This is a genomic window from Enterococcus sp. 2201sp1_2201st1_C11_2201SCRN_220225, assembly GCF_040925905.1.
GTDB classification, from domain to species: domain Bacteria; phylum Bacillota; class Bacilli; order Lactobacillales; family Enterococcaceae; genus Enterococcus_C; species Enterococcus_C asini_A.
Window position 1 is genome coordinate 13,996 of record NZ_JBCOJC010000009.1, and the last position, 22,401, is coordinate 36,396.

General features: G+C 40.7%; 18 protein-coding genes. 1 reads left to right on the top strand and 17 read right to left on the bottom strand.

What is annotated here, in order from left to right; translation table 11 throughout:
* Window positions 1-23 precede the first annotated feature (23 nt).
* Window positions 24-2,054, bottom strand: a complete 2,031-nt coding sequence (gene parE, locus AB5754_RS04030; protein WP_368252251.1) for a DNA topoisomerase IV subunit B — start codon at window positions 2,052-2,054, stop codon at window positions 24-26.
* Between the two features lie 148 nt (window positions 2,055-2,202).
* Here parE and plsY point away from each other — a divergent pair, with 148 nt between their 5' ends.
* Entirely contained in the window at window positions 2,203-2,829 is a 627-nt protein-coding gene (gene plsY / locus AB5754_RS04035) for a glycerol-3-phosphate 1-O-acyltransferase PlsY (RefSeq protein ID WP_311833313.1), read from the top strand.
* A gap of 105 nt (window positions 2,830-2,934) precedes the next feature.
* Here the strand turns inward: plsY and AB5754_RS04040 are convergent, their stop codons facing one another.
* The 16 genes from AB5754_RS04040 to AB5754_RS04115 form a co-directional block, all read right to left on the bottom strand.
* Entirely contained in the window at window positions 2,935-3,810 is an 876-nt protein-coding gene (locus AB5754_RS04040; RefSeq protein WP_368252252.1) for an aldose 1-epimerase family protein, read from the bottom strand.
* Window positions 3,811-3,882: 72 nt separating this feature from the next.
* Window positions 3,883-4,674, bottom strand: a complete 792-nt coding sequence (gene codY, locus AB5754_RS04045; RefSeq protein WP_368252253.1) for a GTP-sensing pleiotropic transcriptional regulator CodY — start codon at window positions 4,672-4,674, stop codon at window positions 3,883-3,885.
* Window positions 4,675-4,692: 18 nt separating this feature from the next.
* A complete protein-coding gene (hslU, locus tag AB5754_RS04050; RefSeq protein ID WP_368252254.1) occupies window positions 4,693-6,087 on the bottom strand; it encodes an ATP-dependent protease ATPase subunit HslU in 1,395 nt (464 codons plus the stop codon).
* An 11-nt stretch (window positions 6,088-6,098) separates the two neighbouring features.
* Entirely contained in the window at window positions 6,099-6,644 is a 546-nt protein-coding gene (gene hslV / locus AB5754_RS04055) for an ATP-dependent protease subunit HslV (RefSeq protein WP_311833309.1), read from the bottom strand.
* A 47-nt stretch (window positions 6,645-6,691) separates the two neighbouring features.
* Window positions 6,692-7,576 carry a tyrosine recombinase XerC gene (xerC, locus tag AB5754_RS04060; protein ID WP_368252255.1) on the bottom strand — a complete coding sequence of 295 codons (885 nt, stop codon included), beginning with the start codon at window positions 7,574-7,576 and terminating at the stop codon, window positions 6,692-6,694.
* Window positions 7,577-8,007: 431 nt separating this feature from the next.
* Complete coding sequence (gene trmFO / locus AB5754_RS04065) at window positions 8,008-9,306, bottom strand: FADH(2)-oxidizing methylenetetrahydrofolate--tRNA-(uracil(54)-C(5))-methyltransferase TrmFO (RefSeq protein ID WP_368259474.1); 1,299 nt, start codon at window positions 9,304-9,306, stop codon at window positions 8,008-8,010.
* Window positions 9,307-9,365: 59 nt separating this feature from the next.
* On the bottom strand, window positions 9,366-11,444 hold the full coding sequence (gene topA / locus AB5754_RS04070; RefSeq protein ID WP_311833306.1) for a type I DNA topoisomerase: 2,079 nt from the start codon (window positions 11,442-11,444) through the stop codon (window positions 9,366-9,368).
* A gap of 118 nt (window positions 11,445-11,562) precedes the next feature.
* Entirely contained in the window at window positions 11,563-12,420 is an 858-nt protein-coding gene (dprA, locus tag AB5754_RS04075; protein WP_368252342.1) for a DNA-processing protein DprA, read from the bottom strand.
* A gap of 60 nt (window positions 12,421-12,480) precedes the next feature.
* A complete protein-coding gene (locus AB5754_RS04080) occupies window positions 12,481-13,248 on the bottom strand; it encodes a ribonuclease HII (RefSeq protein WP_368252343.1) in 768 nt (255 codons plus the stop codon).
* On the bottom strand, window positions 13,241-14,104 hold the full coding sequence (gene ylqF / locus AB5754_RS04085; RefSeq protein ID WP_368252349.1) for a ribosome biogenesis GTPase YlqF: 864 nt from the start codon (window positions 14,102-14,104) through the stop codon (window positions 13,241-13,243). Before ylqF ends, AB5754_RS04080 begins: the two co-directional genes overlap by 8 nt.
* Before the next feature lie 574 nt (window positions 14,105-14,678).
* Window positions 14,679-17,240 carry a bifunctional lysylphosphatidylglycerol flippase/synthetase MprF gene (mprF, locus tag AB5754_RS04090; RefSeq protein WP_368252345.1) on the bottom strand — a complete coding sequence of 854 codons (2,562 nt, stop codon included), beginning with the start codon at window positions 17,238-17,240 and terminating at the stop codon, window positions 14,679-14,681.
* Window positions 17,241-17,327: 87 nt separating this feature from the next.
* A complete protein-coding gene (locus AB5754_RS04095) occupies window positions 17,328-18,536 on the bottom strand; it encodes a hypothetical protein (protein WP_368252346.1) in 1,209 nt (402 codons plus the stop codon).
* 331 nt (window positions 18,537-18,867) lie between these two features.
* Window positions 18,868-19,509, bottom strand: coding sequence for a DUF998 domain-containing protein (locus tag AB5754_RS04100; RefSeq protein WP_368252347.1), 642 nt, complete (start codon window positions 19,507-19,509; stop codon window positions 18,868-18,870).
* A 94-nt stretch (window positions 19,510-19,603) separates the two neighbouring features.
* Entirely contained in the window at window positions 19,604-19,924 is a 321-nt protein-coding gene (locus tag AB5754_RS04105; protein WP_368252348.1) for a DUF4870 domain-containing protein, read from the bottom strand.
* 488 nt (window positions 19,925-20,412) lie between these two features.
* A complete protein-coding gene (lepB, locus tag AB5754_RS04110) occupies window positions 20,413-20,958 on the bottom strand; it encodes a signal peptidase I (protein WP_311833298.1) in 546 nt (181 codons plus the stop codon).
* Window positions 20,936-22,381, bottom strand: a complete 1,446-nt coding sequence (locus AB5754_RS04115) for a S41 family peptidase (RefSeq protein ID WP_368252266.1) — start codon at window positions 22,379-22,381, stop codon at window positions 20,936-20,938. The genes lepB and AB5754_RS04115 overlap by 23 nt, the downstream gene beginning before the upstream one ends.
* Between the last annotated feature and the right edge of the window lie 20 nt (window positions 22,382-22,401).

Consider the following 22,401-nt stretch of genomic DNA (forward strand, 5'->3'; position numbering starts at 1 on the left):
CCATTCTAGGCAAAAATCTAGGCCTAATCCAAATCAAACAAGCTGATTTCTGTTTCTGGTGTAGCCGTATTTTCTGGCTCTGGTGTAAAAGTAGTTTCTTCTTTTTTCTCTAAAATACTACCGTCTTCTTCTAAGGTGAACTGCACATGGGATTCAATCCATTTTCGTCTTGGTTCTACTTTATCCCCCATTAACGTGGTCACCCGACGTTCTGCTTGGGCTGCATCATCGATTCGAACCCGCACCAATGTCCGGGTTTCAGGATCCATGGTGGTCTCCCACAGCTGTTCGGCATTCATTTCCCCAAGACCTTTGTAGCGTTGGAGCATATAGCCTTTGCCAACTTTTTGAATCACACTTTGCAATTCTTCATCCGTCCAAGCATATTCCAATACCGATTTTTTGCCAGTGCCTTTAGACACCTTATACAGTGGCGGCAATGCGATATACACGCGACCGGCTTCAATCAATGGTTTCATATAGCGATAAAAGAAAGTCAACAACAAAACTTGAATATGAGCGCCATCGGTATCCGCATCGGTCATGATGATGACTTTATCGTAGTTGGCGTCTTCAATGGCAAATTCTGGCCCAACGCCAGCGCCAATGGTATAAATCATGGTATTGATTTCTTCATTTTTCAAAATATCTTGCATCTTGGCTTTTTCGGTATTGATTACTTTTCCCCGCAATGGCAAAATCGCTTGAAATTTCCGGTCCCGCCCTTGTTTGGCACTCCCTCCGGCGGAATCTCCTTCCACCAGAAACAGTTCGTTTTTCTTAGGGTTTCGCGATTGAGCGGGAGTTAGTTTACCGGATAATAAGGATTCTCCTTTTTTCCGTTTCTTCCCGTTGCGGCTTTCTTCCCGAGCTTTGCGAGCAGCTTCTCTAGCTTCTCTGGCTTTCACGGCTTTTCTGACCAACATTTGGCTCATTTCGCTGTTTTCTTGAAGATAAAAGCCCAATTGTTCGCCTAAAACGCTATCCACAGCATTCCGGGCGATGGGGGTTCCTAGTTTTCCTTTTGTTTGTCCTTCAAATTGCAAAAGATTTTCCGGGATGCGCACAGAAAGCACCGCCGCTAACCCTTCACGAAAATCGGAACCTTCTAAATTGCGGTCTTTTTCTTTTAAAAGGTTAACTTTGCGGGCATATTCATTAAAGGCTTTGGTCATGGAAGCTTTTAAGCCAGCTTCATGGGTACCGCCGTCTTTGGTCCGCACATTGTTAACAAAAGACAGGATATTTTCGGAATAGCCATCATTGTACTGAAAGGCGATTTCGACTTCGATGCCCTCTTTTTCCCCGCTGAAATACATCACCGGTGTCAATGTATCTTTTTCTTCATTTAAGTAATCTACAAATTCCTTAATGCCTTCTTCATAATGAAAGACTTCGGTTTTTTCTTCTGCTTCCCGCAAGTCAGTTAAAGTGATTTTCACTCCTCGCAATAAGAAAGCCGATTCCCGCAAGCGTTCCGCCAAAATATCATAGGAAAAATTCAAAGTAGTAAAAATCGTATCATCAGGCAAAAAAGTAACTTTAGTCCCATTGGCCCGTTTGGTTTTGCCGATTTTCTTCAATGTTCCTTGAGGCTTGCCGCCGTCAACAAAGCGTTCTTCGTATTCCACACCGTCACGAACGATATTTACCGTTAACCATTTAGACAACGCATTTACTACACTGGCCCCTACACCGTGAAGTCCACCGGAAGTCTTGTAGCCTCCTTGACCGAATTTTCCACCGGCGTGAAGCACCGTAAAAATCACTTCCACAGTAGGAATCCCTGAAGCGTGCATCCCCACTGGCATCCCCCGGCCACTGTCCACTACAGTAACGCTGTTGTCTTTATTCAAAATAACTTCAATATGATTGCCAAAACCGGACAATGCTTCATCTACCGCATTATCTACAATCTCATAAACTAAGTGGTGTAAGCCCCGACTATCCGTGGAACCTATGTACATCCCGGGACGTTTGCGTACTGCCTCTAATCCTTCTAAGACTTGAATCGAGGCGTCGTTGTATTCATTTTTATTCGTTGATTTCGCCAAAGCAAACTCTCCTTTTTCTGGTCTGCGCCAAAAGGCCACATATTATAATACTTCATATTCCCCCGGAAAAAAAGAGAAAACCTGAAGTTGTATTGTCCCTTATCTGGTTTCATGCTAAAATTGCTCTAGTTCAGAAAAGAGGTTTTATATGAAAATCGTTATTTTATTAGCTGTCGCCTACTTGCTCGGCTCAATTCCTTCCGGTGTTTGGATTGGCAAGCTATTTTACCACAAAGATATTCGCGAGTTCGGCAGTGGCAACTCCGGTACTACCAATACATTCCGCGTCCTCGGTAAACCTGCCGGCATCATTGTCCTTGCCATGGATATTTTAAAAGGTACTTTGGCAACCTTACTCCCTAGCCTATTTCACTTAGATAATATCAACCCACTATGGTTTGGGGTCTTTGCCATATTGGGTCACACTTTTCCTGTTTTTGCCGGTTTTAAAGGCGGAAAAGCCGTGGCGACTAGTGCCGGGATGTTATTAGCCTTTAGCCCTTTATTCTTTTTGTATTCCGTAGTCCTCTTTTTAATCTGTCTTTTTATCACCAGTATGGTTTCCTTATCCAGTATGATTGCCGCCGTCTTAGTGACTGTATCCACTGTGGTTTTACCCTTTATTTGGCCACTGATTTTACCTGAGCACAACTGGCTGTTGACTTTGATTGCCACGGGGGTAACGATTTTTATCTTTATCCGTCATCGGGAAAATATCCAACGTATTAAACAAGGGACAGAAAATCGCGTCCCCTTTGGTTTGAATCAAAAATAGAAAATAGAAAATAGCAATCATACCCAATCAATACCAAAAATAAGAGCTACTCTCAGTTTTTCACAGGAAAGCTGAGAGTAGCTTTTTTTGGCTAGTATAATGTGATTATTTGACAATAATCGCATATTTCGTTTGATATTTTTTCCCAGGAGCTAGACGTTGAATACCTAGTTTTTCGGATAATTCCCCGGTAGCATCCACAGTATCTGCCACCCCAGCCCATGGTTCGATGCAAAGAAAAGGTGCTTCTTTAGGATAAGGCGTCCAAATCCCTACATAAGGCATATTGTTAAAAGCAACTGAAACGCTGTGAGGAGATTTCTCACTGGCGATGGTGATACTCGTGAGTCCTTTTGTTTCATAAATCAAAGCATCTTTTGAAAATTGATCGTGGGTTAAGCGCAAGTTGGTATTGGTCGCTCCTAGAGTTCGCTGACTTATATTGATTAAATCCCCAGCTAAAGGCAACTCAATCCGAGATTTCATTGGCGAAAAAGTTAAGTAATAATCTTCAAAGCTTAATTCGGGACTTAAGGGCACATTAAACGCCGGGTGACCCCCAATGGAAAATAGCATTTCCCTTTGACTGGGATTATTGACTTCATAACGCACTTGCAAGCCTTCTCCTGCCAATTCATAATGAACAGAAAGCTCGAATTCAAAAGGATAAACAGCTCGAGTCGCATCATCAGCAACTAGGAGCATTGTCACAGAGTCTTCTGTCTGATGAGTCACAGTAAATTCCATATCCCGGGCAAATCCATGGCGAGACAGCTGGTATTCCTGGCCTTCATACGTATAGCGTCCCTCTTTTAATGCGCCGACAATCGGGAAAAGAATTGGCGCATGTTTGCCCCAATATTCAGGATCTGCTTGCCAAATAAATTCCAGATTTTCACTACGACTTTTCAAGCTCTGCAATTCAGCACCTTTTTCGGCAATCTTTGCAATTAACTGTCCATTTTCAATCGTTACTGTCATACCCTCTAAGCCTCCTGCTCTTTTATTAACCTTACCTTCCACCACAAACAATTCAATAAACGTCAACGATGATTAATAATTGTGTTTTTCTAATTCTTCTTTGAAGCGATCGTTTAAGACTCGCAAGTAAGTCCCCTTCATTCCTAGTGAGCGAGACTCGATAATCCCTGCTGATTCTAGTTTTCGCAAAGCATTGACGATTACAGAACGAGTTATACCAATTTTATCAGCGATATTAGATGCCGTCAATCGTCCTTCATCCCCATCCAAAGCTTCAAAAATTGCTTGGACAGCTTTTAATTCGCTATAAGACAATGTATTAATCGCCATTTGTACCGCAGTAGCACTACGCACATCTTCTTCAATATGACGGGATTTTTGATACAAGAATTGCATCCCTACCACGGTAGCGCTGTATTCTGCCAAAACCAAATCCTCATCCGTAAAAGGCGCATCAATGCGAGCTAAGATAATCGTCCCTAAACGTTCTCCGGCTCCAAACATCGGTACAACGGTGGTTATACCATTAGGAAATTGTTCCCGACTTTCAACAGGAAATGCCGTCATATCACTATTAATGGAAATATTGGCTTCGGTTTTGCCTAGATGGTCCAATGCATCGGTATATTGTTTAGGAAATTGTTTTTCTACAAACATGCTTTTCACGCGGTCATTATTGACATCGTGCTTTTCATTAAAACCAAGCAACGTTCCTTCGTTATTAATAATATAGCTGTTTGCATCCAAAACATCCCCTAAAATCATCGCCATCTTGTCATAAGGCAGGTCTGATTTCATATCAAAGGTATTTTTTTGTTGCAGTAATTCATTGATTTGACGTGTTTTTTCTAATAAGGATTCCATTTTCTTCTCCACTCTCTCTTACAAAATAAACCGGCTAAGGTCTTGATCGGATACAATTGCCGCTAATTTATCATCCACATAACTTTCCGTAATGGTGATTTGAGCCATTTGCATATCCGGTGCTTCAAACAACAAGTCTTCTAACAGTTTTTCTAAAATCGTGTGCAAGCGCCGAGCACCGATATTGTCCGTATCCCGGTTCACATCAAAGGCGATTTGCGCAATTTTTGCCAAGGCTTCTTGGGTAAAGGTTACTTGAACATTTTCTGTAGCCAACAAAGCGATATATTGTTTAATCAGAGCATTGTTTGGCTCTGTTAAAATCTTCGTAAAGTCTTCTGCAGTTAAATCGTTTAATTCCACTCGAATCGGGAAGCGCCCTTGTAATTCAGGAATCAAATCACTAGGTTTGGACACATGAAAGGCTCCTGAGGCGATAAAGAGAATGTGGTCTGTTTGAATCACACCGTATTTCGTGTTGACTTGAGAACCTTCCACAATCGGTAAAATATCCCGTTGTACTCCTTCTCTGGAAACATCAGCAGATTGTTGGGACTTAGAAGTAATCTTGTCAATTTCATCAATGAAGATAATCCCGTTTGAGCTAGCTAAAGCAATGGCTTCACTGTGAATATCCCCGTCATTGACCAATTTAGCAGATTCTTCTTGAACTAAAAGTTCTCGAGCTTCTTTCACCGTAACCGTGCGCTCTTGTTTTTTCGCAGGTTTTAGGGCCCCTAGTGTTTCATTTAAATCAATGCCCATTTGTTCCAAACCGTTGTTCATTGGAGCAGGCGTTTTCGGTTCTTCCACTTCAATGGTAACTTCCCGTTCATCCAAAAGACCTTTTTCCAATTGTTCAAAAACCGTTTGTCGATTGACTTTGATTTCTTCTGTCAACTCTTCTTTTGGTTCTTCAGTTTGGGCTCCTCCGTTAAACATGCTCATCATTTGTTCGTAAGGATTAACAGATTTCTTTTGTTCCTTTTTAATGCCCGGAACCAAAACCTTCACCAAGCGACGATTGGCTTTTTTAACCGCCCGGGAGTAAACCCGGCTGTATTGTTTTTTGCGAACGATTTGAATGGCGTTTTCCACCAAATCCCGTACCATGGACTCCACATCTCGTCCCACATAACCTACTTCCGTAAATTTAGTGGCTTCAACTTTAATAAAAGGAGCATCCACAATTTTTGCCAAACGACGGGCAATTTCTGTTTTCCCTACCCCAGTAGGTCCAATCATCAACATATTTTTAGGCGTAACTTCTTGTTGCATTTCACTATCTAATTGTTGCCGGCGATAGCGATTGCGCAAAGCCACAGCCACCGCTTTTTTAGCAGCATTTTGACCGATAATATATTGATCTAGTTCTTTGACGATTTCTTTTGGCGTTTGATTCATTGTCGACATAGTAACTCTCCTTACTTGGTTTCTTCCACGATGATATTGTGATTAGTGAAGACACAAATATCCGCTGCAATATTTAAAGAGTTTTCCGCAATTTCTTTAGCAGATAAATCTCCCCCGTACTGTTTCATCGAACGAGCGGCAGCCAAAGCGTAGTTTCCTCCAGAACCAATGGCCAAAATCCCATCGTCTGGGGTAATAACTTCTCCTGTTCCTGAAACTAGGAGCATTTCTTTATCATTCATGACGATTAACATAGCTTCTAGCTTTTGCATCGACTGTTGCGTCCGCCACTCTTGGGCTAGTTCCACCGCTGCCCGTTGCAAATTGCCATTGTATTCATTTAATTTGCCTTCAAATTTTTCTTCTAACGTGAAAGCATCGGCCACACTTCCAGCAAAGCCCACTACTACTTCCCCGTTGTAAATGCGGCGAACTTTACGAGCAGTGCCTTTCATAACCACGGATTCTCCCATGGTAACTTGGCCATCTCCTGCCATAGCAAAGTGTCCATCTTTTTCCACTGCACAAATCGTGGTGGAATGAAATTGTGATTCCATACGTAACTGCCTCCATTTTCTAAATAAAAACCAATCCTTGCGTAAGATTACGCTCGAGGATGAAAGTGACGATAATTTTTTTGTAAGCTTTCTTTGGTAACGTGGGTATAAATCTGAGTAGAAGAAAGATTTACATGCCCCAAAAGCTCTTGCACGGTACGCATATCTGCGCCGTTGTTTAATAAATGGGTCGCAAAGGTGTGCCGCAGCATATGGGGGTGAATCTGGCTGTCCAAACTACTTTTTTTAATCACTTGATCAAGGATGTATTCCACTCCCCGAGAGGTCAATGCGCCGCCGCGACTGTTTACAAAAACATAGTCATGATCCGTTTTCTTCATTAATTTAGGACGCCCCACTTCCAAATACTCCGTTAAGGCTTCTTTGGCATGGTGACTAAAAGGAGCATAGCGTTCTTTATTCCCCTTACCTAAAACCAAAAGAACTTCACCTGACCAGTCGATGTCAGATCGCTTTAAATTGGCACACTCACTAACCCGCAAGCCAGAACCATACAATACCTCTAAAAGACTGCGATTGCGCAAATCTAAGGGCGTATTGCCTGATACCGCATCAAATAATGCCTGCATTTCCTTTTCGTAAAAAAAACGCGGAAGTTTTGCATTTTTTTTCTTTAAGTGAACATAGGTAAAAGGATTTTCCTCAATTACTTCTTCACGGAGTAAATACTGGTAAAAAGACCTCAAACTGGCAATTTTACGGCTGATAGTATTGCGACTGTAGGCTTGGTCATTTAAATAAGCCAAGTAAACCCGCACATCACGATGATCTACTTTCAAATAATCCGGGTTTCCTGAATCATTTAAAAACACTTGAAAATCATGAAAATCCCGAGAATAAGCTTCGATTGTTTTTTTTGAGTATCCCCTTTCAACCTCTAAATAACGATAAAATTCACTGGGCCAATTCATGGTCGAAAGTCCACCTCTTTCTGGCACGAGAATACTGTAACATAACAAATTAAAAAAAACAATTTAATTGTCAGAATTTACCTAATATTTCAAAGTTCGTTCACAATTCCCAAAATTCTCCCTATTTTGTCGAAAAAAGACACTGGAAGTTCTTCTTTCCAGTGAAACCGGGAGCTTATTTCTATCATCTGCATGTCAGGATTTTAGCGCCTGTAACACTATATCACGACTTGTCTTATTTTTGTTAAAAAAAAGCTAAATTGTTTTCGTTTTTTTAACAATTCTTACTATTTCGACTTTACCTTAAAAATCACTCCTTTCTTATTCGTCACAAATCCCTTCACTATCACTAATTGGCCTGCCTTTTCTGCCAGATTTAGCTCAAGACCACACAAAAAAGGGACGAGAATGAAACCCGACCCTTTTGTAGACTAGTATTTTGTTTCAGCTAGAGCTGCCAATGCCCGATTGGCTAACGTTTCATAGCGCGTTTTTTTGTCTTTAATCCGTTCGGGTAACTCTGGCAACAAACCAAAGTTCGCATTCATCGGTTGGAAATGTTTTCCTGCTGCATGGGTGATGTAATACGCCATACTGCCGATGACCGTTTCTTTAGGAAAAGTAATCGGTGCTTCAGCTTTTGCTAATTTAGCCGCATTTAGCCCAGCTACTAAACCACTAGCCGCGCTTTCCACATAACCTTCTACACCGGTCATTTGACCAGCAAAGAATACATCACTCCGTTTTTTTGAAGCATAAGTTTGTTCCAATAACTCTGGAGAATTCATAAAGCTGTTGCGGTGCATCACACCATACCGGACAAACTCGGCGTTTTCCAAGCCGGGAATCATTTGGAAAACCCGCTTTTGTTCCCCCCATTTTAAATGAGTTTGGAATCCGACAATATTGTATAAAGAAGCGGCCGCATTGTCTTGGCGTAATTGAATCACCGCATAAGGACGTTTGTCTGTTTTCGGATCTTCCAGTCCTACTGGCTTCATCGGACCAAAGAGCATCGTTTTAGGGCCTCTTGCTGCCATTACTTCAATGGGCATACAACCTTCAAAGTATTTTTCTTTTTCGAATTCTTTTAATGGCGCAACTTCAGCAGTTAGTAGTGCCTCACGAAAGGCTTCAAACTCCTCTTTGTTCATTGGACAGTTTAAGTAAGCAGCTTCTCCTTTGTCGTAACGGGATTTCAAGTAAACCTTGTCCATATCAATGGAATTTTTTTCGATAATCGGCGCTGCGGCATCGTAAAAATAAAATCCTTCTGATCCATTGAATTCTTGAATCGCCTGGGCCAAAGCAGAACTGGTTAAAGGACCGGAAGCAATTACCGTAATCCCTTCTGGAATCGCAGTAACTTCTTCATGAATCACCGTTACCAATGGATGCTCTTTGACTTTTTTTGTGATTAAAGCAGAAAAACGATCCCGATCCACCGCCAATGCGCCTCCAGCAGGGACTGCTGTTTCATCGGCTGAAGTAATCACCACTGAATTCAAGCGGCGCATCTCTTCTTTTAAGACTCCCACAGCGTTGGCTAAACTGTTTCCTCGCAAAGAGTTAGAACAGACTAATTCCGCAAAATGATCCGTATGGTGGGCTTCAGTAGATTTCACCGGACGCATTTCATATAAATTCACTGGCACACCTGCTTGGGCAATTTGCCAAGCCGCTTCACTGCCGGCTAATCCGGCACCGATTACGTTAACTGATTGACTCATGAAATTCCTCTTTTCTATTGATAAGGTTGAAAAGCTGCCCTCATTCGGACAGCTTTTCTTTATTTTTGGACCGCTTCTTCGTAATCTCCATTGACACAGACTACTTGCTTGCCGCCCTTGACTTTCTTTTCCACCAAGTATTTGCCACATTTCGGACAATCCCGGCCCACAGGTTTATCCCAAGAAGTGAAATCACAGTCTGGGTAACGAGAGCAGCCATAGAAAATCCGATTTTTCTTGGATTTCCGTTCGATGACTTGGCCTTCATGACAAACCGGACACGTTACACCGATTTCTTTGACGATTGGTTTTGTGTTGCGACATTCTGGGAAATTGCTACAAGCGTAGAATTTACCAAAGCGGCCTAATTTAATCACCATGGGATGACCACATAGTTCGCAATCAAAGCCTGCCGGTTCATCTTTAATTTGGATTTTTTCGATTTTTTCTTCGGCTTCTGTCAATTCTTTTTCAAATGGTCGATAGAAGCGATCGACTACTGCCACCCAGTCTTCTTGACCAGCACCAACTTTATCCAAGTCGGTTTCCATTTCCGCAGTAAAGCTCGTATTAATTACTTGAGGGAAGAAGTCTTCCATAATCGTGTTGACGATTTCCCCCAGTTCGGTAGGTTCAAAGCGTTTTTGTTGCAATTTCACATAATAACGCCGTTGAATGGTCTCTAAGGTTGGTGCATAGGTGGAAGGTCGCCCAACACCTTTTTCTTCCAAAGTTCGAATTAACGTGGCTTCAGAATAACGAGCTGGTGGCTGAGTAAAGTGTTGTTTTGGTTCAATAGAAACCGACTGCACCACATCGCCTACGACTAACTCTGGCAATAGATTTTCTTTTTCTTCTTTGCCATCGTCAGTACCTTCAATATAGACAGACATAAAACCTTTAAATTTAACTTTTGAACCATTGGCGATAAAAGTGACTCCGTTTTGTTCCAGAGTGACTTTCATGGTATCTAAAATAGCTGGCGTCATTTGACTGGCTACAAAGCGTGACCAAATTAAAGTATAAAGTTTTAATTGGTCTTTATCCAAGTATTGCTTCACAGCATCCGGTGTGCGCAAAATACTTGTTGGCCGCACCGCTTCATGGGCATCTTGAGCTCCTTGGGCATTTTTGACTTTGACCTTGCCATGGGCGGAAAATTCCGCTCCATAGGTTTCGGTAATAAAATCTGCGGCTTCTGCTTTGGCAGAATCGGCAATTCGTTTTGAGTCCGTCCGCATATAAGTGATTAAACCCACCGTGCCTTGTTTGCCTAATGCAATCCCTTCATAAAGCTGTTGGGCTACCATCATGGTTTTCCGCGTCCGGAAATTGATTTTTCGCGCTGCTTCTTGTTGCAAACTAGAAGTGGTAAATGGTGGTGCCGGGTTACGTTTCCGTTCTTTCTTTTCGACTTTGGTCACATCAAAGTCTTTAGTCGTCAAACGGTCAGTAATTTCTTTAATGCTTTCCCCGTGAGGCAATTTTTTCTTTTTGCCATCTAACCCCCAGAAGTTCGCCTTAAATTTCTTCGTCTTTTTCTTAAAGTTCCCGTCAATGCTCCAGTATTCTTCAGGAATAAACGCCCGGATTTCTTTTTCCCGGTCAATAATCATCTTCACTGCAATGGATTGGACACGTCCGGCACTCAAGCCTTTTTTGACTTTGCGCCAAAGGATTGGACTGATGGAATATCCCACTAGACGGTCCAAAATTCGCCGGGCTTGTTGAGCATCAACTAAGTCTAAATCGATACTCCGAGGTTCTTTAAAGGCTGCTTTCACCGCATCTTTGGTGATTTCATTAAAGACCACTCGATTTTTATCGGCTAAATCCAAGTTTAATAAATGAGCCAAATGCCAAGCAATGGCTTCCCCTTCTCTATCCGGGTCACTTGCGAGATAAACCTTTTGTGCTTTTTTCGCAGCGCTGCGGAGACTTTTAATAACGTCTCCTTTCCCACGAATGGAGATATAATGCGGCTCGTAGTTATTTTCCGTATCAATCCCCATTTTACTTTTCGGCAAGTCCCGAATATGACCAACACTGGCCACCACTTTATAATTGCGGCCAAGGTATTTCTCAATCGTCTTCGCTTTTGCGGGAGACTCTACAATTACTAAATATTTATATGCCATAAAAAAATGAATGGCTCCTTCCTATTCCTACTATAGTATGGGCAGTTTTCATGAACCAATAATCGTAGCTAACTATAGCGATTCAAAAATACTTTGTCAAGGAAGGTCGAATAAATTTCTAAAATTCCGGCAATTCTTCCAGCAAATCTTGAACCCGAAACACGCACTTGGCTCCATCTTGAATTAAGCTGTGGCAGCCATCTTGGCGACCGGATAATACATCTCCCGGTACCGCAAAAACTTCTCGCCCAGCATCTAATGCTTGTTGGGCGGTAATCAATGAGCCACTGCGCGCTTTTGCTTCCACCACACACAATCCTTGACAAAGACCGGCAATAATCCGATTTCGCTGGGGAAAATGATATTTTCTAGGCCCCACACCAGCTGGGTATTCACTGATTAAGAGCTGCTCTGACGCTAAGATTTCATAAAGACGACGATTTTCAGCGGGATAACAGACATCGATGCCATTGCCTAAAACACCAATCGTAAACCCTTGATTGCTAATGGCCACTTCATGGGCGCAACTATCAATGCCTTTTGCCACGCCGCTAACAATCACATAATTTGCAGCTACCATTTCCGGGACAAACTTTGCCACTACTTTGCAACCATAGCTAGAAGCATCCCGTGCTCCTACAAAAGCCAATAACCGCTTTTGTAATAGCTCCTTGCGTCCGGCGTAAAACAAAGCCAGTGGCGGATAAGCCAAATGACGTAACTGCTCTGGATACAAAGGCGAATCAATGGTGAGATAGTCTTGGTTGCCTAGACGTTTCGCCAAACCATCTCCGGCTAAAGACTGCCAACTACTTTCCAAATTTGGCGAAAAGCGCTGATAGCCAAATAAACGTTGTAATTCATGAAAAGTCAAATTTTCTTTGCCACATTTTTTAGCATAATGTAATAACTGCCACTTTTTTTGAATGCCTAATTCTTGGCACAATGCCAAACGCATCAATAATGCTTGTTCCATAAAAAAACCTTCTTTCCGTGAACAATCTATCAGAAAGTTCGTGAAAAGAAGGCAAAATATTTAATTTAACAAAGCGGCTACCGGCGCAAAAGACTTACGGTGAATGTCGGTAACTCCGTGTTCTTGTAGGCCTTGCAAATGAACCTTGGTACCATAGCCCGCATTTTGATCAAAGCCATAATAAGGATATTGTTTATGGTATTCTTTCATCAGTGAATCCCGCATTTCTTTGGCTACAATACTGGCTGCCGCAATGGATACCGACTTCGCGTCTCCTTTGATGATTTTTTCTTGTGGCAAGTCCGAGTCAATGGTCATCGCATCTAATAAGAGATAACTTGGGGGAATCGGCAATTCTTCCACCGCCATTTTCATTGCCAAGCGGCTAGCCTGATAGATATTTAACCGATCAATATCAGCTGGTTCAACTACACCAATACCAATTCCTAGGGCATTTTCTTGAATCTGAGTAAAGAGCTCTCCTCGACGTTTAGCAGACAACTTTTTTGAATCATCCAAGCCATAAACGGGATGCTCCGGTGACAAAATCACCGCACAAGCCACCACGGGACCTGCTAATGGCCCACGCCCCACTTCGTCAATGCCCGCGATAAAGCGGTGCCCTTGTGCTAAGAGAGGCTGTTCAAAGGCCATCATCTCCTGGTATTTGTCTAGTAAAGCGGCTTCTTTGGCTAGACGCTTTTGAGTTTGCTGGACTAGTTTTTGCACACCCAATCGAGTATCTTGTGCTAAAGCTAATAAGTACTCGTCTTTAACATCATGCACATTTTCTAGCTTAAACTTAATGTCTTTAATAGCCTCACTCATGAGCGATTGGGCCTCCTTCATCATAGCGATCTAAAGTAAAGGGGCCTAGTTTATTTTGACGAATCTCCACTACTACCAATTCACTACCTCGATCATAATCATCTTTATAGCCTCGTTTTGCGGTGATTTCCATCAATAGTTCTGCCGGTGGCAAGCTCTCAGCAGTATCAACTAGTTTATAGCGTTGAGCTACTTTCCCGGGATAATATTTACAAAAGAATTCCAAGCCATAAATGGCAATATCATCTAAATGCAAGAGTTGATCTTTAATGGCACCGGTTAAGGCTAACTTTTTGCCGACAGCCGGGTCTTCAAAACGCGGCCACAAAATCCCCGGCGTATCCAAAAGTTCCAGTTCATTGCCTGATTTCAACCACTGCTGACCCTTGGTAACACCAGGTTTATTCCCAGTCTGAGCAATTTTTTTACCTACCAAACGATTCATCAATGTGGATTTTCCCACATTGGGGATACCTACCACCATAGCTCGAATACTACGAGGTTTCAGCCCTCTTGCTTTGTCTTTTGCCCGTTTTTCTTTTAAAACTTCTTTGGCAGCATTTACCACTAGTTTCGTAGCACTGTTTTCATGAGCATTGATGCCCACCGTTAAAAAACCTTGATCTTGGAACCAATTCTGCCATAATTTGGTCTGTTTTGGATCAGCCAAATCTGTTTTATTTAAAATAACTAAACGGGGTTTTTGCTGCAAAATTTGATCTAATAAAGGATTACGAGAAGAGATGGGCAAACGAGCATCCACCAATTCAAAAACGATATCCACAAATTTTAATTTTTCACTCACTTCCCGTTTGGCCTTGTTCATATGCCCCGGGAACCATTGTATGGTTGAAATAGTAATTCCTCCCTTATGTAGCAAGGCTTCTAGCACTTTGCTACACTTAATTTTGTTGAATTTGCCCAAAATTTGCCATCTGTCCATACAATTTTGGGCAAATTATTATACTTAAATTTCAACTTTATCTACAAATTCAAAAAATCACTTGAACTGATTTTTCTTGAGATTTCATTATTAGATGACTGAACTCATAAAGATACTAACGTTTGTTCTAAAGCTCTTGGCTGTAACTGTTACGGTCAATACATCATGACCAAGCATCTTATGATTTTAGCATGAAATTCAATAATTTGAAATGCTGTCTTTGCCAAAGAGAAAGTTTCTTTACTTATTTTATAATCTCCAAAAGAATTACAGAAAACACAAAAAGAAACAGCAGCTTACACTACTGTCTCTTTTACAAAATTATTTTACATCAATCTCGTTAACAGCCACATTGGATACATAACTACTACAAAGCCAATCACCATAATCACTGCTTTTATCGTCATCTGTTGGACAAAGCTCTTCGCGGTAGATAATTAATTGTAAACAAAGTTATAAACTTTACACCTTGCATCTGGGTTTAATCTCAACGAGCTCTTTTTCCCTCACTTACTTTAACCGCTTGATTGTCCACCAGTAAAATCACAATCATCACATAAGCAATCCAGCTATCGCGATGATACAAAGTGTAGCGAGGTATCCATTTGCTGGCATATTTTTCTTTGTATTCCCGCAATCCTTGGAAAGAATAGAAACGAGAACCAAATTCATAAACTAAATTGGCAATGCGCTCTTGGGTAAAGCTTTTTCGTGAATGTCCCACATTTGCTAATGGCGCCATGCCCATATCAAAATAAGAAAAACCGGCCTCTTTCATGTATTCAAAAAGGTGAACAAATAAGAAATCCATACAACCAGAGGGAGCTTTTTCACTGTGGTGGCGCATTAAATCAATGGTCCCAATCTCCTTTGAATAAGTAGGCATTAAATTGGCAAAAGAGACAATTTCTTGTTCGGGATTGCGCACTACTGCAATCGGTCCTCGCTGTAAATAAGACTCTGAAAAGAATCCTAGTGAAAAACCTTTTTCTTTTCGCCCCTTTAACCAAGAATCAGAAATCTCTTTTAAGGTAGCCATCAAAGTATCATCAAAAGGTGGTTCTAGGACTTCGAAGGTATAACCTGCCTTGGTGATTTTATTAACCACCGAACGGGTCCCTTTCATCTTTTTGCCAGCCGTGCTAAAATCAGCCAACCCTACTAGGGCCTCTTCCCCCATTTTGATAAAGTCATAGCCCAACTCGTGTAAAGTGGTGACGCTGGTAGAATTGCATTCATAAAAAATAGGCTGGTAACACCATTGGTCTGCTTCAATGATAAATTGACGCAAAGCAGCATTGAAGTCAGTGGCTTTACCTGTGGGGTCTCCCATGACCACACATTTATTATTATAGGTAGCAAATTGGAAGAAAACCGTGTCTTCTGTGCCGTCATTGTAAAAATAAACGGATTTATCCTCCAAAAAGACTAGCTGGCTCGCAATATTGCCCCCGTAATTTTCTAAAATTCGTAAAACTCGCGCTTCGTCTAATGGGACACCGATTTTTTGTTTTTTACCTTCTAAATAACGCAAGAAAAGCAACATGAACATTGCCACCACGATAATAGCAAGTAAACCGGCAAACCATAATTTTTCGGAAGGAAAGATCAAGAAAGAAATCGGATGGCTTTTTCGGTGATGAGGAAAAGCAGGAGAATTATAAACGCCAATGGCTACATACAGTAATGCCAAAGCGCCAATAATCAAGCCATCGACGGTCATCCACTGCCAAGAATACACCAATTGTTCCCGGTACAGTTCACTGCGAGAAAAGAAAACCATGACTAAAATAACAGCCAGCACGACTACTGCCGCTAAGCTTAGACCAAAGGACAAGGTATAGATAATCGCAATCACCAATAAGAATATCGTAGGAAAATAAGCGCGTTTTACTTGAGCTGCGATTCCCCGCCCCATAATCAATAAGGAAAAGCCAAGAATGATATTAGGAAATTGCGCTACCAAATGATAATGAAAGAAATTCAATTGCTTTAACCAACTAATTTCTGTAAATCCTTGAGGAATCGTTGCTAAAAGCACAATCATAATGCCAGAAAAATACATTAAAAAGACTTCCACTTTATGCAGTATTTCTAAGGTTAAATTGCGGGGAATATCAGAGTAACGAGTATTCACTTGGCTCCAAAGATTTTTGAAAAACAGCAAAATACCAATTAAAAAAGGAATCACATAATAAAACAAACGAAACAGTAACAACCAAACAACGACACTTGCCCGGGGAACACCTAAATTAGTCAGTCCCAAAATCATCATCACATCAAAAGAGCCTAGCGCTCCTGGAATCATAGAAACGATCCCAATAATGGAAGAGGCGATAAAAAGTGGCAAGACATCTACTAAAGAGATGGGCAAGTCCATTAAATACCCAATCAAATAAAAGGTCACCACGACTCCAAGCCATTCAAAAAAAGAAGTGACTGTTAGTTCCCAGCGATATTTCGCCGCAAGTCCACCTAAAAGACCTTTTTTCTTAAAGAAGGTAAACAAGTAAATAATGGGAAAATAAAGACCCCCACCGATTAACCAAGGCCAATATTGGCTGACAAAAGCACTGCTTTGTCCGGTAATCACCAAGCAAAAACTAAGGAGGCTAAAAATGGATAGTCCTGCTTCTAAAAATAATAAAATTTTCGATAAAGCTCCTAATACTTCTTTGCCTTCTTTGTCTTTAGTATAAAATTCTGAGCGCAGGCCAATGCTGATTAACCCACCAAAACCAGCTAAGTTATTTATCGTATTAACCAACCAACTTGTTTCCAAAATATAACTTCTTTTATGCTTTAAATTCAGCATTTTATTCAATGTAAAGTCATAGCCCGTCATAGGCAAAACAGCCACCAAACCTACCACAGCCATGAGGATAATTTTATAAAAAGGAATTTCACTAAAGCTTTGACGGAGTTGAACTATGGAAATGGTTTTACTGATGGATAACAATTCGCTAAAAACAATGACCACCACAGCCATCAAGAAAATATTTTTTAATATTTTACTGTGCTTTTTAACCCATAATACAATTTTGTGCATCACAACCACCTATCACTTTCCTAAAAACCACTTATTCTTTCCAAACACTCTTCTGCTAAGATACACCATTACTTGCCGATTTGCATCTCATGCCTCATTTGTAACTTGCATCGGTAAAATTAAGATACGATCCATATAATCTGGTGGCAAAAAAGGGTACTTGTTTTTCCGATATTTCTTAGCGCCACTTTCAAAAATCATAGCTAGTTCAGTTTCTTCACGATTAATACTGACTTCTTCAACTGCCCGAGGAATCGCTACTGTCGCTGGACCTTTTGCAATGCCCATCAAATTCATTTTCTCCCAACGACTAGGGTCTGGCATCCGGTAACGAATCAATAATTTTCCTTGACGCCGTCCATTGGATTGGCTCACAATCATAATGCCAGATTTTGATAATGAGATTCCTTGCATACGATCCCAGCCGTGATTAAAAGAGCTAATATAGCCAGATTTAATTAAGGATTCAATAAAAACTTTCTCCAATGTTTTTTTATCGGCAGTATCCACCACTTTTGCTAGCATTTCGCTTCCTTGGTCGCTAATTGTTGGGGGAAATCCTGCCTTATTTAAAGGAATCGATACAATCGAACGATAATTTTGGTGAAAGCCGTATTTTGCCACGATTAATTGTTGCTGGTACATGGTAATTGCCGATGTACGAATTCCTAATTGCCAATTGATTTTCTCACTTTTAATGGGGGCTTGTTGTTGGCTTGCTTGATAAGCATCAATCCTTGCTTGATCAAGGTAGCCAAAACCCGCCATTTTATCGGTATCATCGGAATAAATCAGTCGCTGATGGTCATCATCATAAGTAATGCCACCCACATGAGCTTTGGAGTTTAAAATCAAAGTTTTGACATATTTTTTACTCTTTTTATCAATTTGAAAAATTAAGGAATTTAAGTGATGATCTCCATCATAGACACTGACGTAATAGTCATCTGCTGATTGAGTCAAACCTTGGGGTACCCAATCTGTCCCAAAAGCTGCTTGGCCATTTTTAGGATCGATTGACCAAGCTCCCCTTAGTCCAGGAATCACCACAAATTTACTATCGGTTAAAGAAACCTCTTTCCCCGCATTTTTTTGATTGAGTTTTTGCAATTGCCCCTTAACTTGTTTTTCCGATTGTAATGGTCGCACATCGGCTTCCCATTTGGGTACTTGGCTAGGAGTAGCGATTAAATTTTGATAAGTATAGTTATTTTTTATAGTGAGGAAAACAAGCCCTAGCCCCAGCAATAAGACCAACCCAAAAACCGAAAGAATAACCCGCTTTTTCACATCCAAAACTCCCTCCTTTGTAAAAATAAAAAGCACATGCTCTTACTAACGTGTTATAAAATAAGTCAGTTAGCACTGCCCCAGATTGTATTCCTTAGTATTTTCATTGATTTGATATTTCGTCCTTGTTCTCTCTTTCAGTATTGAACGTAATGAAAACCCTTGTCTTAAGTATAATCAATTCACCGAACAGATAGATATCGTTCTTTTTGAGATTTCCCTGAATTATTGAGAATTTCCTTAAGTGTAACTAGTGAGGTTAGTAACTTTTTTCTATTTTGAAACAAAAAAACAAGGAGCGCTTTCACCCCTTGTCCTACTGCAAAAAATCATTAACCTATCCTTTAAAGATCCCTAAGCTTTTTAAACTGACCAATACAAAAGGTAAATACAAGAAAAATAGATTGAGCCTTTGCCAAAGTCCGCGATGACTCACTTGAAAAGCGTTTAATAAGGGGATTTTCGGCATAGCAAAGAGCACCATAAAAATTCCTGAAAGAACAAAGACCAAGATTAAAGTAACCACCATTGGGGAATTTCCTTCAAGATAAAAGAGGCCAATCAATAAAAAAGTGCCCAACAAAAGAGCTACAAAACCGGCACCCGAAGCATAGTTATGAAGCAAACTGGAAAAGCCTACCTCACTGGCATCTTTTGCTCGGGACACAATTCCTGTAATGATACAATCTCCAAGACCAAAAAGCACTAGACAAGCAGCTAATACTAAGGCAAGTTTTGTTGAGGTTGGCTCAAAACGCTGATAAAATGCCGGAGCTGCTAAGAGAAACAGACAGCCATTGACAATTTCCCAAATTCGAAAAGCCGTTCGAGTCTTTGCCCCGGTCTCTCCTAAACTAGAAATAAGCATTTCAATTTGACTGTACCCAGTCACGAAATGTCCTAATACAAAAGGCAGGGTCAGTTCACTAATCACTGCCACAATTAAAATCAAGAATCCATAACGATTTATAAGCCCCATAATTTTTTCCTTCAATCATCTGAAATCCCATAAAGTATACCACATTTCATTTTCTAATAAAAAAGACAAGGCTTAATGCCTCATCCCAGTTAAGCTATGCGACTAAAATTTTAATTCCTCGATACAAGCTGTAAATTGCCGCCACAACATCTACCACCAAAACAAGCAAGATCATTGGAATCCCTACCGTTCCAGTTACAGTAGCATCGTTAGTAAATAAGCCAATCCCCCCAAGGGAAACAAAAAAGAACAGAGTAATTATAACTGGTAAGATGTGAATTTTTAACGCTAGTTTTGCTTCATTGTGATTAAAAGTCCCTTTTTCAGTAAATAACCAAACAAGTAGCGGTAAAAGAAAGGGAGCAAAGAAAAGAGATAAATGTGAAAGAGAACCTAAAATATGATTTTCACGCATAAGATCAACTCCTATAATTTATTTAAACCTAGTATAAACGTTATTTATAACATTGTGTCATCTAAAATTTGCACAACAGCCTAAATTTTAGATAGATTCTCCCATATAAAAACCAGGCTGTGACAATAGTTGGGTCACCATCCTACGAACCGAACAATACCAAACGTGAGACGCAAGCAAAAGAAGGGTATCTTCCATTAAAAATCATTGGAAGATACCCTTCTTTTCATTGCTAAAAATCTTAAACGCTGCCTAACCTTGATTTCATCAAGCTAAGGCAGCGTAATTGCTAGTTGAACTTAGCGATTTTTGCTTAGTTCAACTGTACTAGGCGACTGAAAGGAGCGTAGTAACCTCGTATGGTAATGTCCTCTCTTCGGACTAAGACACAAAAATTGTCACGATTTTTTATCATCCGAATCTTTTTTATCAATAAAAATTAAATGTTCGTTGTTTATCATTTAGGGAATACTTATGTCACGGTCCCTTTATATTAGATGCCAATGTTTCAATGGATAATAAACAAAACGCGCTTTTCCTAAAATATCACTACTGTCAATGGCACCAAAAGAACGGCTATCCTTTGAAGTCCGTCGATTGTCACCGAGAACAAAATAACTGTTCTCCCCTAATTTTTGCTCACCGGTAAGTTCAGCTAAAGAAAAATCATTGGTAAAATCATTGGCTAAATGATCGGCTTTTAACTGCTTTGCTAAGAACGGTTCCTCCACCGGTTTGTCATTGATGTAAAGTTGATCATCTTGGTAGCGCAATGTATCCCCAGGCATCCCGATCACTCGCTTAATATAGGTCGTCCCACTGGAGAGGCGAAAGACCACCACATCAAAGCGGTTGATCTGGGTCATTCGCTCCATGACCACCATATCTCCTTGAGACAACGTGCTTTCCATGGAATTACCGACTACTGGAATGGGAATTAAAAGGAAGCCACGAATTAACAGCGCAGCAACAACAGCTACAATCAAATATTTTACTGCCGACCAAAAGAGGTCAATTTTTTCTTTTTTCGTCACTACTTGCCGCTCCTTCGATTAATTTAGCCACCCCGGTTTGATAGGCAAAATCTTGCCCTTTTAGACTAGCCGTTAATTCAGCTTCAATGGCATCGGCAGTCTCTTTATTGAGTACGCCAGAAACTTCCAACTTATGAGATTGCTGAATGGCTTCAATGGCGTCTTTAGTGGTCTCATCAAACTTCTCTCCCTTGGTTTCATAGCCTAATGCCGCTAAAAACTGATTCAAATAATCAATTTCTTGTCCTGAATCATTAAGCTGGTAATCAGCACTTCTAGAGATTGGCGGTAAATAAGCAAAGCTAGGATAATCAGCTTTAATTGTCGGCTCTAATCCTTTTTCATGAAGCCACGTACCGTCTGGGGTCAACCATTTGGCCACTGTGAGTTTTAAATCACTCTCGTCATCAAGATCTGCCACTTGCTGCATCGTTCCTTTGCCAAAAGTTGTGGTGCCAATAATTTCTCGCTGACCAGATTCTTTTAAGGCTGCTGCAAAGATTTCAGCTGCTGAAGCGGAATTCCCATCTACCAAGACGACCACCTCTTCTTTAACTTTAAAGCCTCCATCTAATGTTTCAGAAGCTACGGTTTTGGTCTTGTTTCCTTGGTTATCCTCAAATTGGACGATTACTTGACCATCGGCTAAAAACATACTGGCCATTTCTTGCACTGCATCTAATAAGCCACCGGGATTTTGACGGACATCTAAGACAAAAGATTTTGCGCCTTTTTTTCGCAAATCTTGAATGGCAGTCTTTAGTTCTTCAGCAGTTCCTTCCCCAAAGGTAGTAATCTGAAGATAACCCACTGTTGGTTCTTTTTCATCTAGCTTGCCATAAACTGTCTCCACAGGAATCACATCCCGAATTACTGAGACGTCAAATGTATCTTGCTCTCGTTTAATCGTTAAAGCAATCTTAGAACCTTTTTTTCCACGAATTTTTCCAACGACTTCATCTAAACTTAAGCCTTCTGTGGTCACATTATCTACTGCTAAAATGAAATCATTGGCTTGTAAGCCAGCTTTGTCAGCAGGTGTTCCGGCAATGGGCGTTTGAGCAATCACAGGCCAGTTATCTTTTTGGGTCAAACTGGCCCCAATTCCTTCAAAAGAATCAGACAATGACTGATCTAACTCTTCCGCTCCAGATGCATCTAAATAATTAGAATAAGGATCATCTAAAGATTCTGTCATGCCTTTTAGTGCCCCTTGAATCAGAGTTTTTGACTCCACTTCTTGATAATAATTTCCTTGAATCGTCTCATAAAGTTGATGGACAGCAGCCAATTCATCCTCATTGTTTTTTTGTTTAGTTAAAAGGATTTGAGCATAGAAGAAGCCGGCAGCACCAAAGAGTACTGCTACCAAAATCAAGCTTATAACGAACTGAGGCGTGGTAAATTTTTTTGCTTTTTTCACAGACTTCTCCTTCATGAAAA

Coding starts and splice junctions, on each gene's coding strand:
- plsY (WP_311833313.1), top strand. CDS start 2,203: ATGAAAATCGTTATTTTATTAGCTGTCGCCTACTTGCTCGGCTCAATT.
- AB5754_RS04040 (WP_368252252.1), bottom strand. CDS start 3,810: ATGACAGTAACGATTGAAAATGGACAGTTAATTGCAAAGATTGCCGAA.
- codY (WP_368252253.1), bottom strand. CDS start 4,674: ATGGAATCCTTATTAGAAAAAACACGTCAAATCAATGAATTACTGCAA.
- hslU (WP_368252254.1), bottom strand. CDS start 6,087: ATGTCGACAATGAATCAAACGCCAAAAGAAATCGTCAAAGAACTAGAT.
- hslV (WP_311833309.1), bottom strand. CDS start 6,644: ATGGAATCACAATTTCATTCCACCACGATTTGTGCAGTGGAAAAAGAT.
- xerC (WP_368252255.1), bottom strand. CDS start 7,576: ATGAATTGGCCCAGTGAATTTTATCGTTATTTAGAGGTTGAAAGGGGA.
- trmFO (WP_368259474.1), bottom strand. CDS start 9,306: ATGAGTCAATCAGTTAACGTAATCGGTGCCGGATTAGCCGGCAGTGAA.
- topA (WP_311833306.1), bottom strand. CDS start 11,444: ATGGCATATAAATATTTAGTAATTGTAGAGTCTCCCGCAAAAGCGAAG.
- dprA (WP_368252342.1), bottom strand. CDS start 12,420: ATGGAACAAGCATTATTGATGCGTTTGGCATTGTGCCAAGAATTAGGC.
- AB5754_RS04080 (WP_368252343.1), bottom strand. CDS start 13,248: ATGAGTGAGGCTATTAAAGACATTAAGTTTAAGCTAGAAAATGTGCAT.
- mprF (WP_368252345.1), bottom strand. CDS start 17,240: ATGCACAAAATTGTATTATGGGTTAAAAAGCACAGTAAAATATTAAAA.
- AB5754_RS04100 (WP_368252347.1), bottom strand. CDS start 19,509: ATGGGGCTTATAAATCGTTATGGATTCTTGATTTTAATTGTGGCAGTG.
- AB5754_RS04105 (WP_368252348.1), bottom strand. CDS start 19,924: ATGCGTGAAAATCATATTTTAGGTTCTCTTTCACATTTATCTCTTTTC.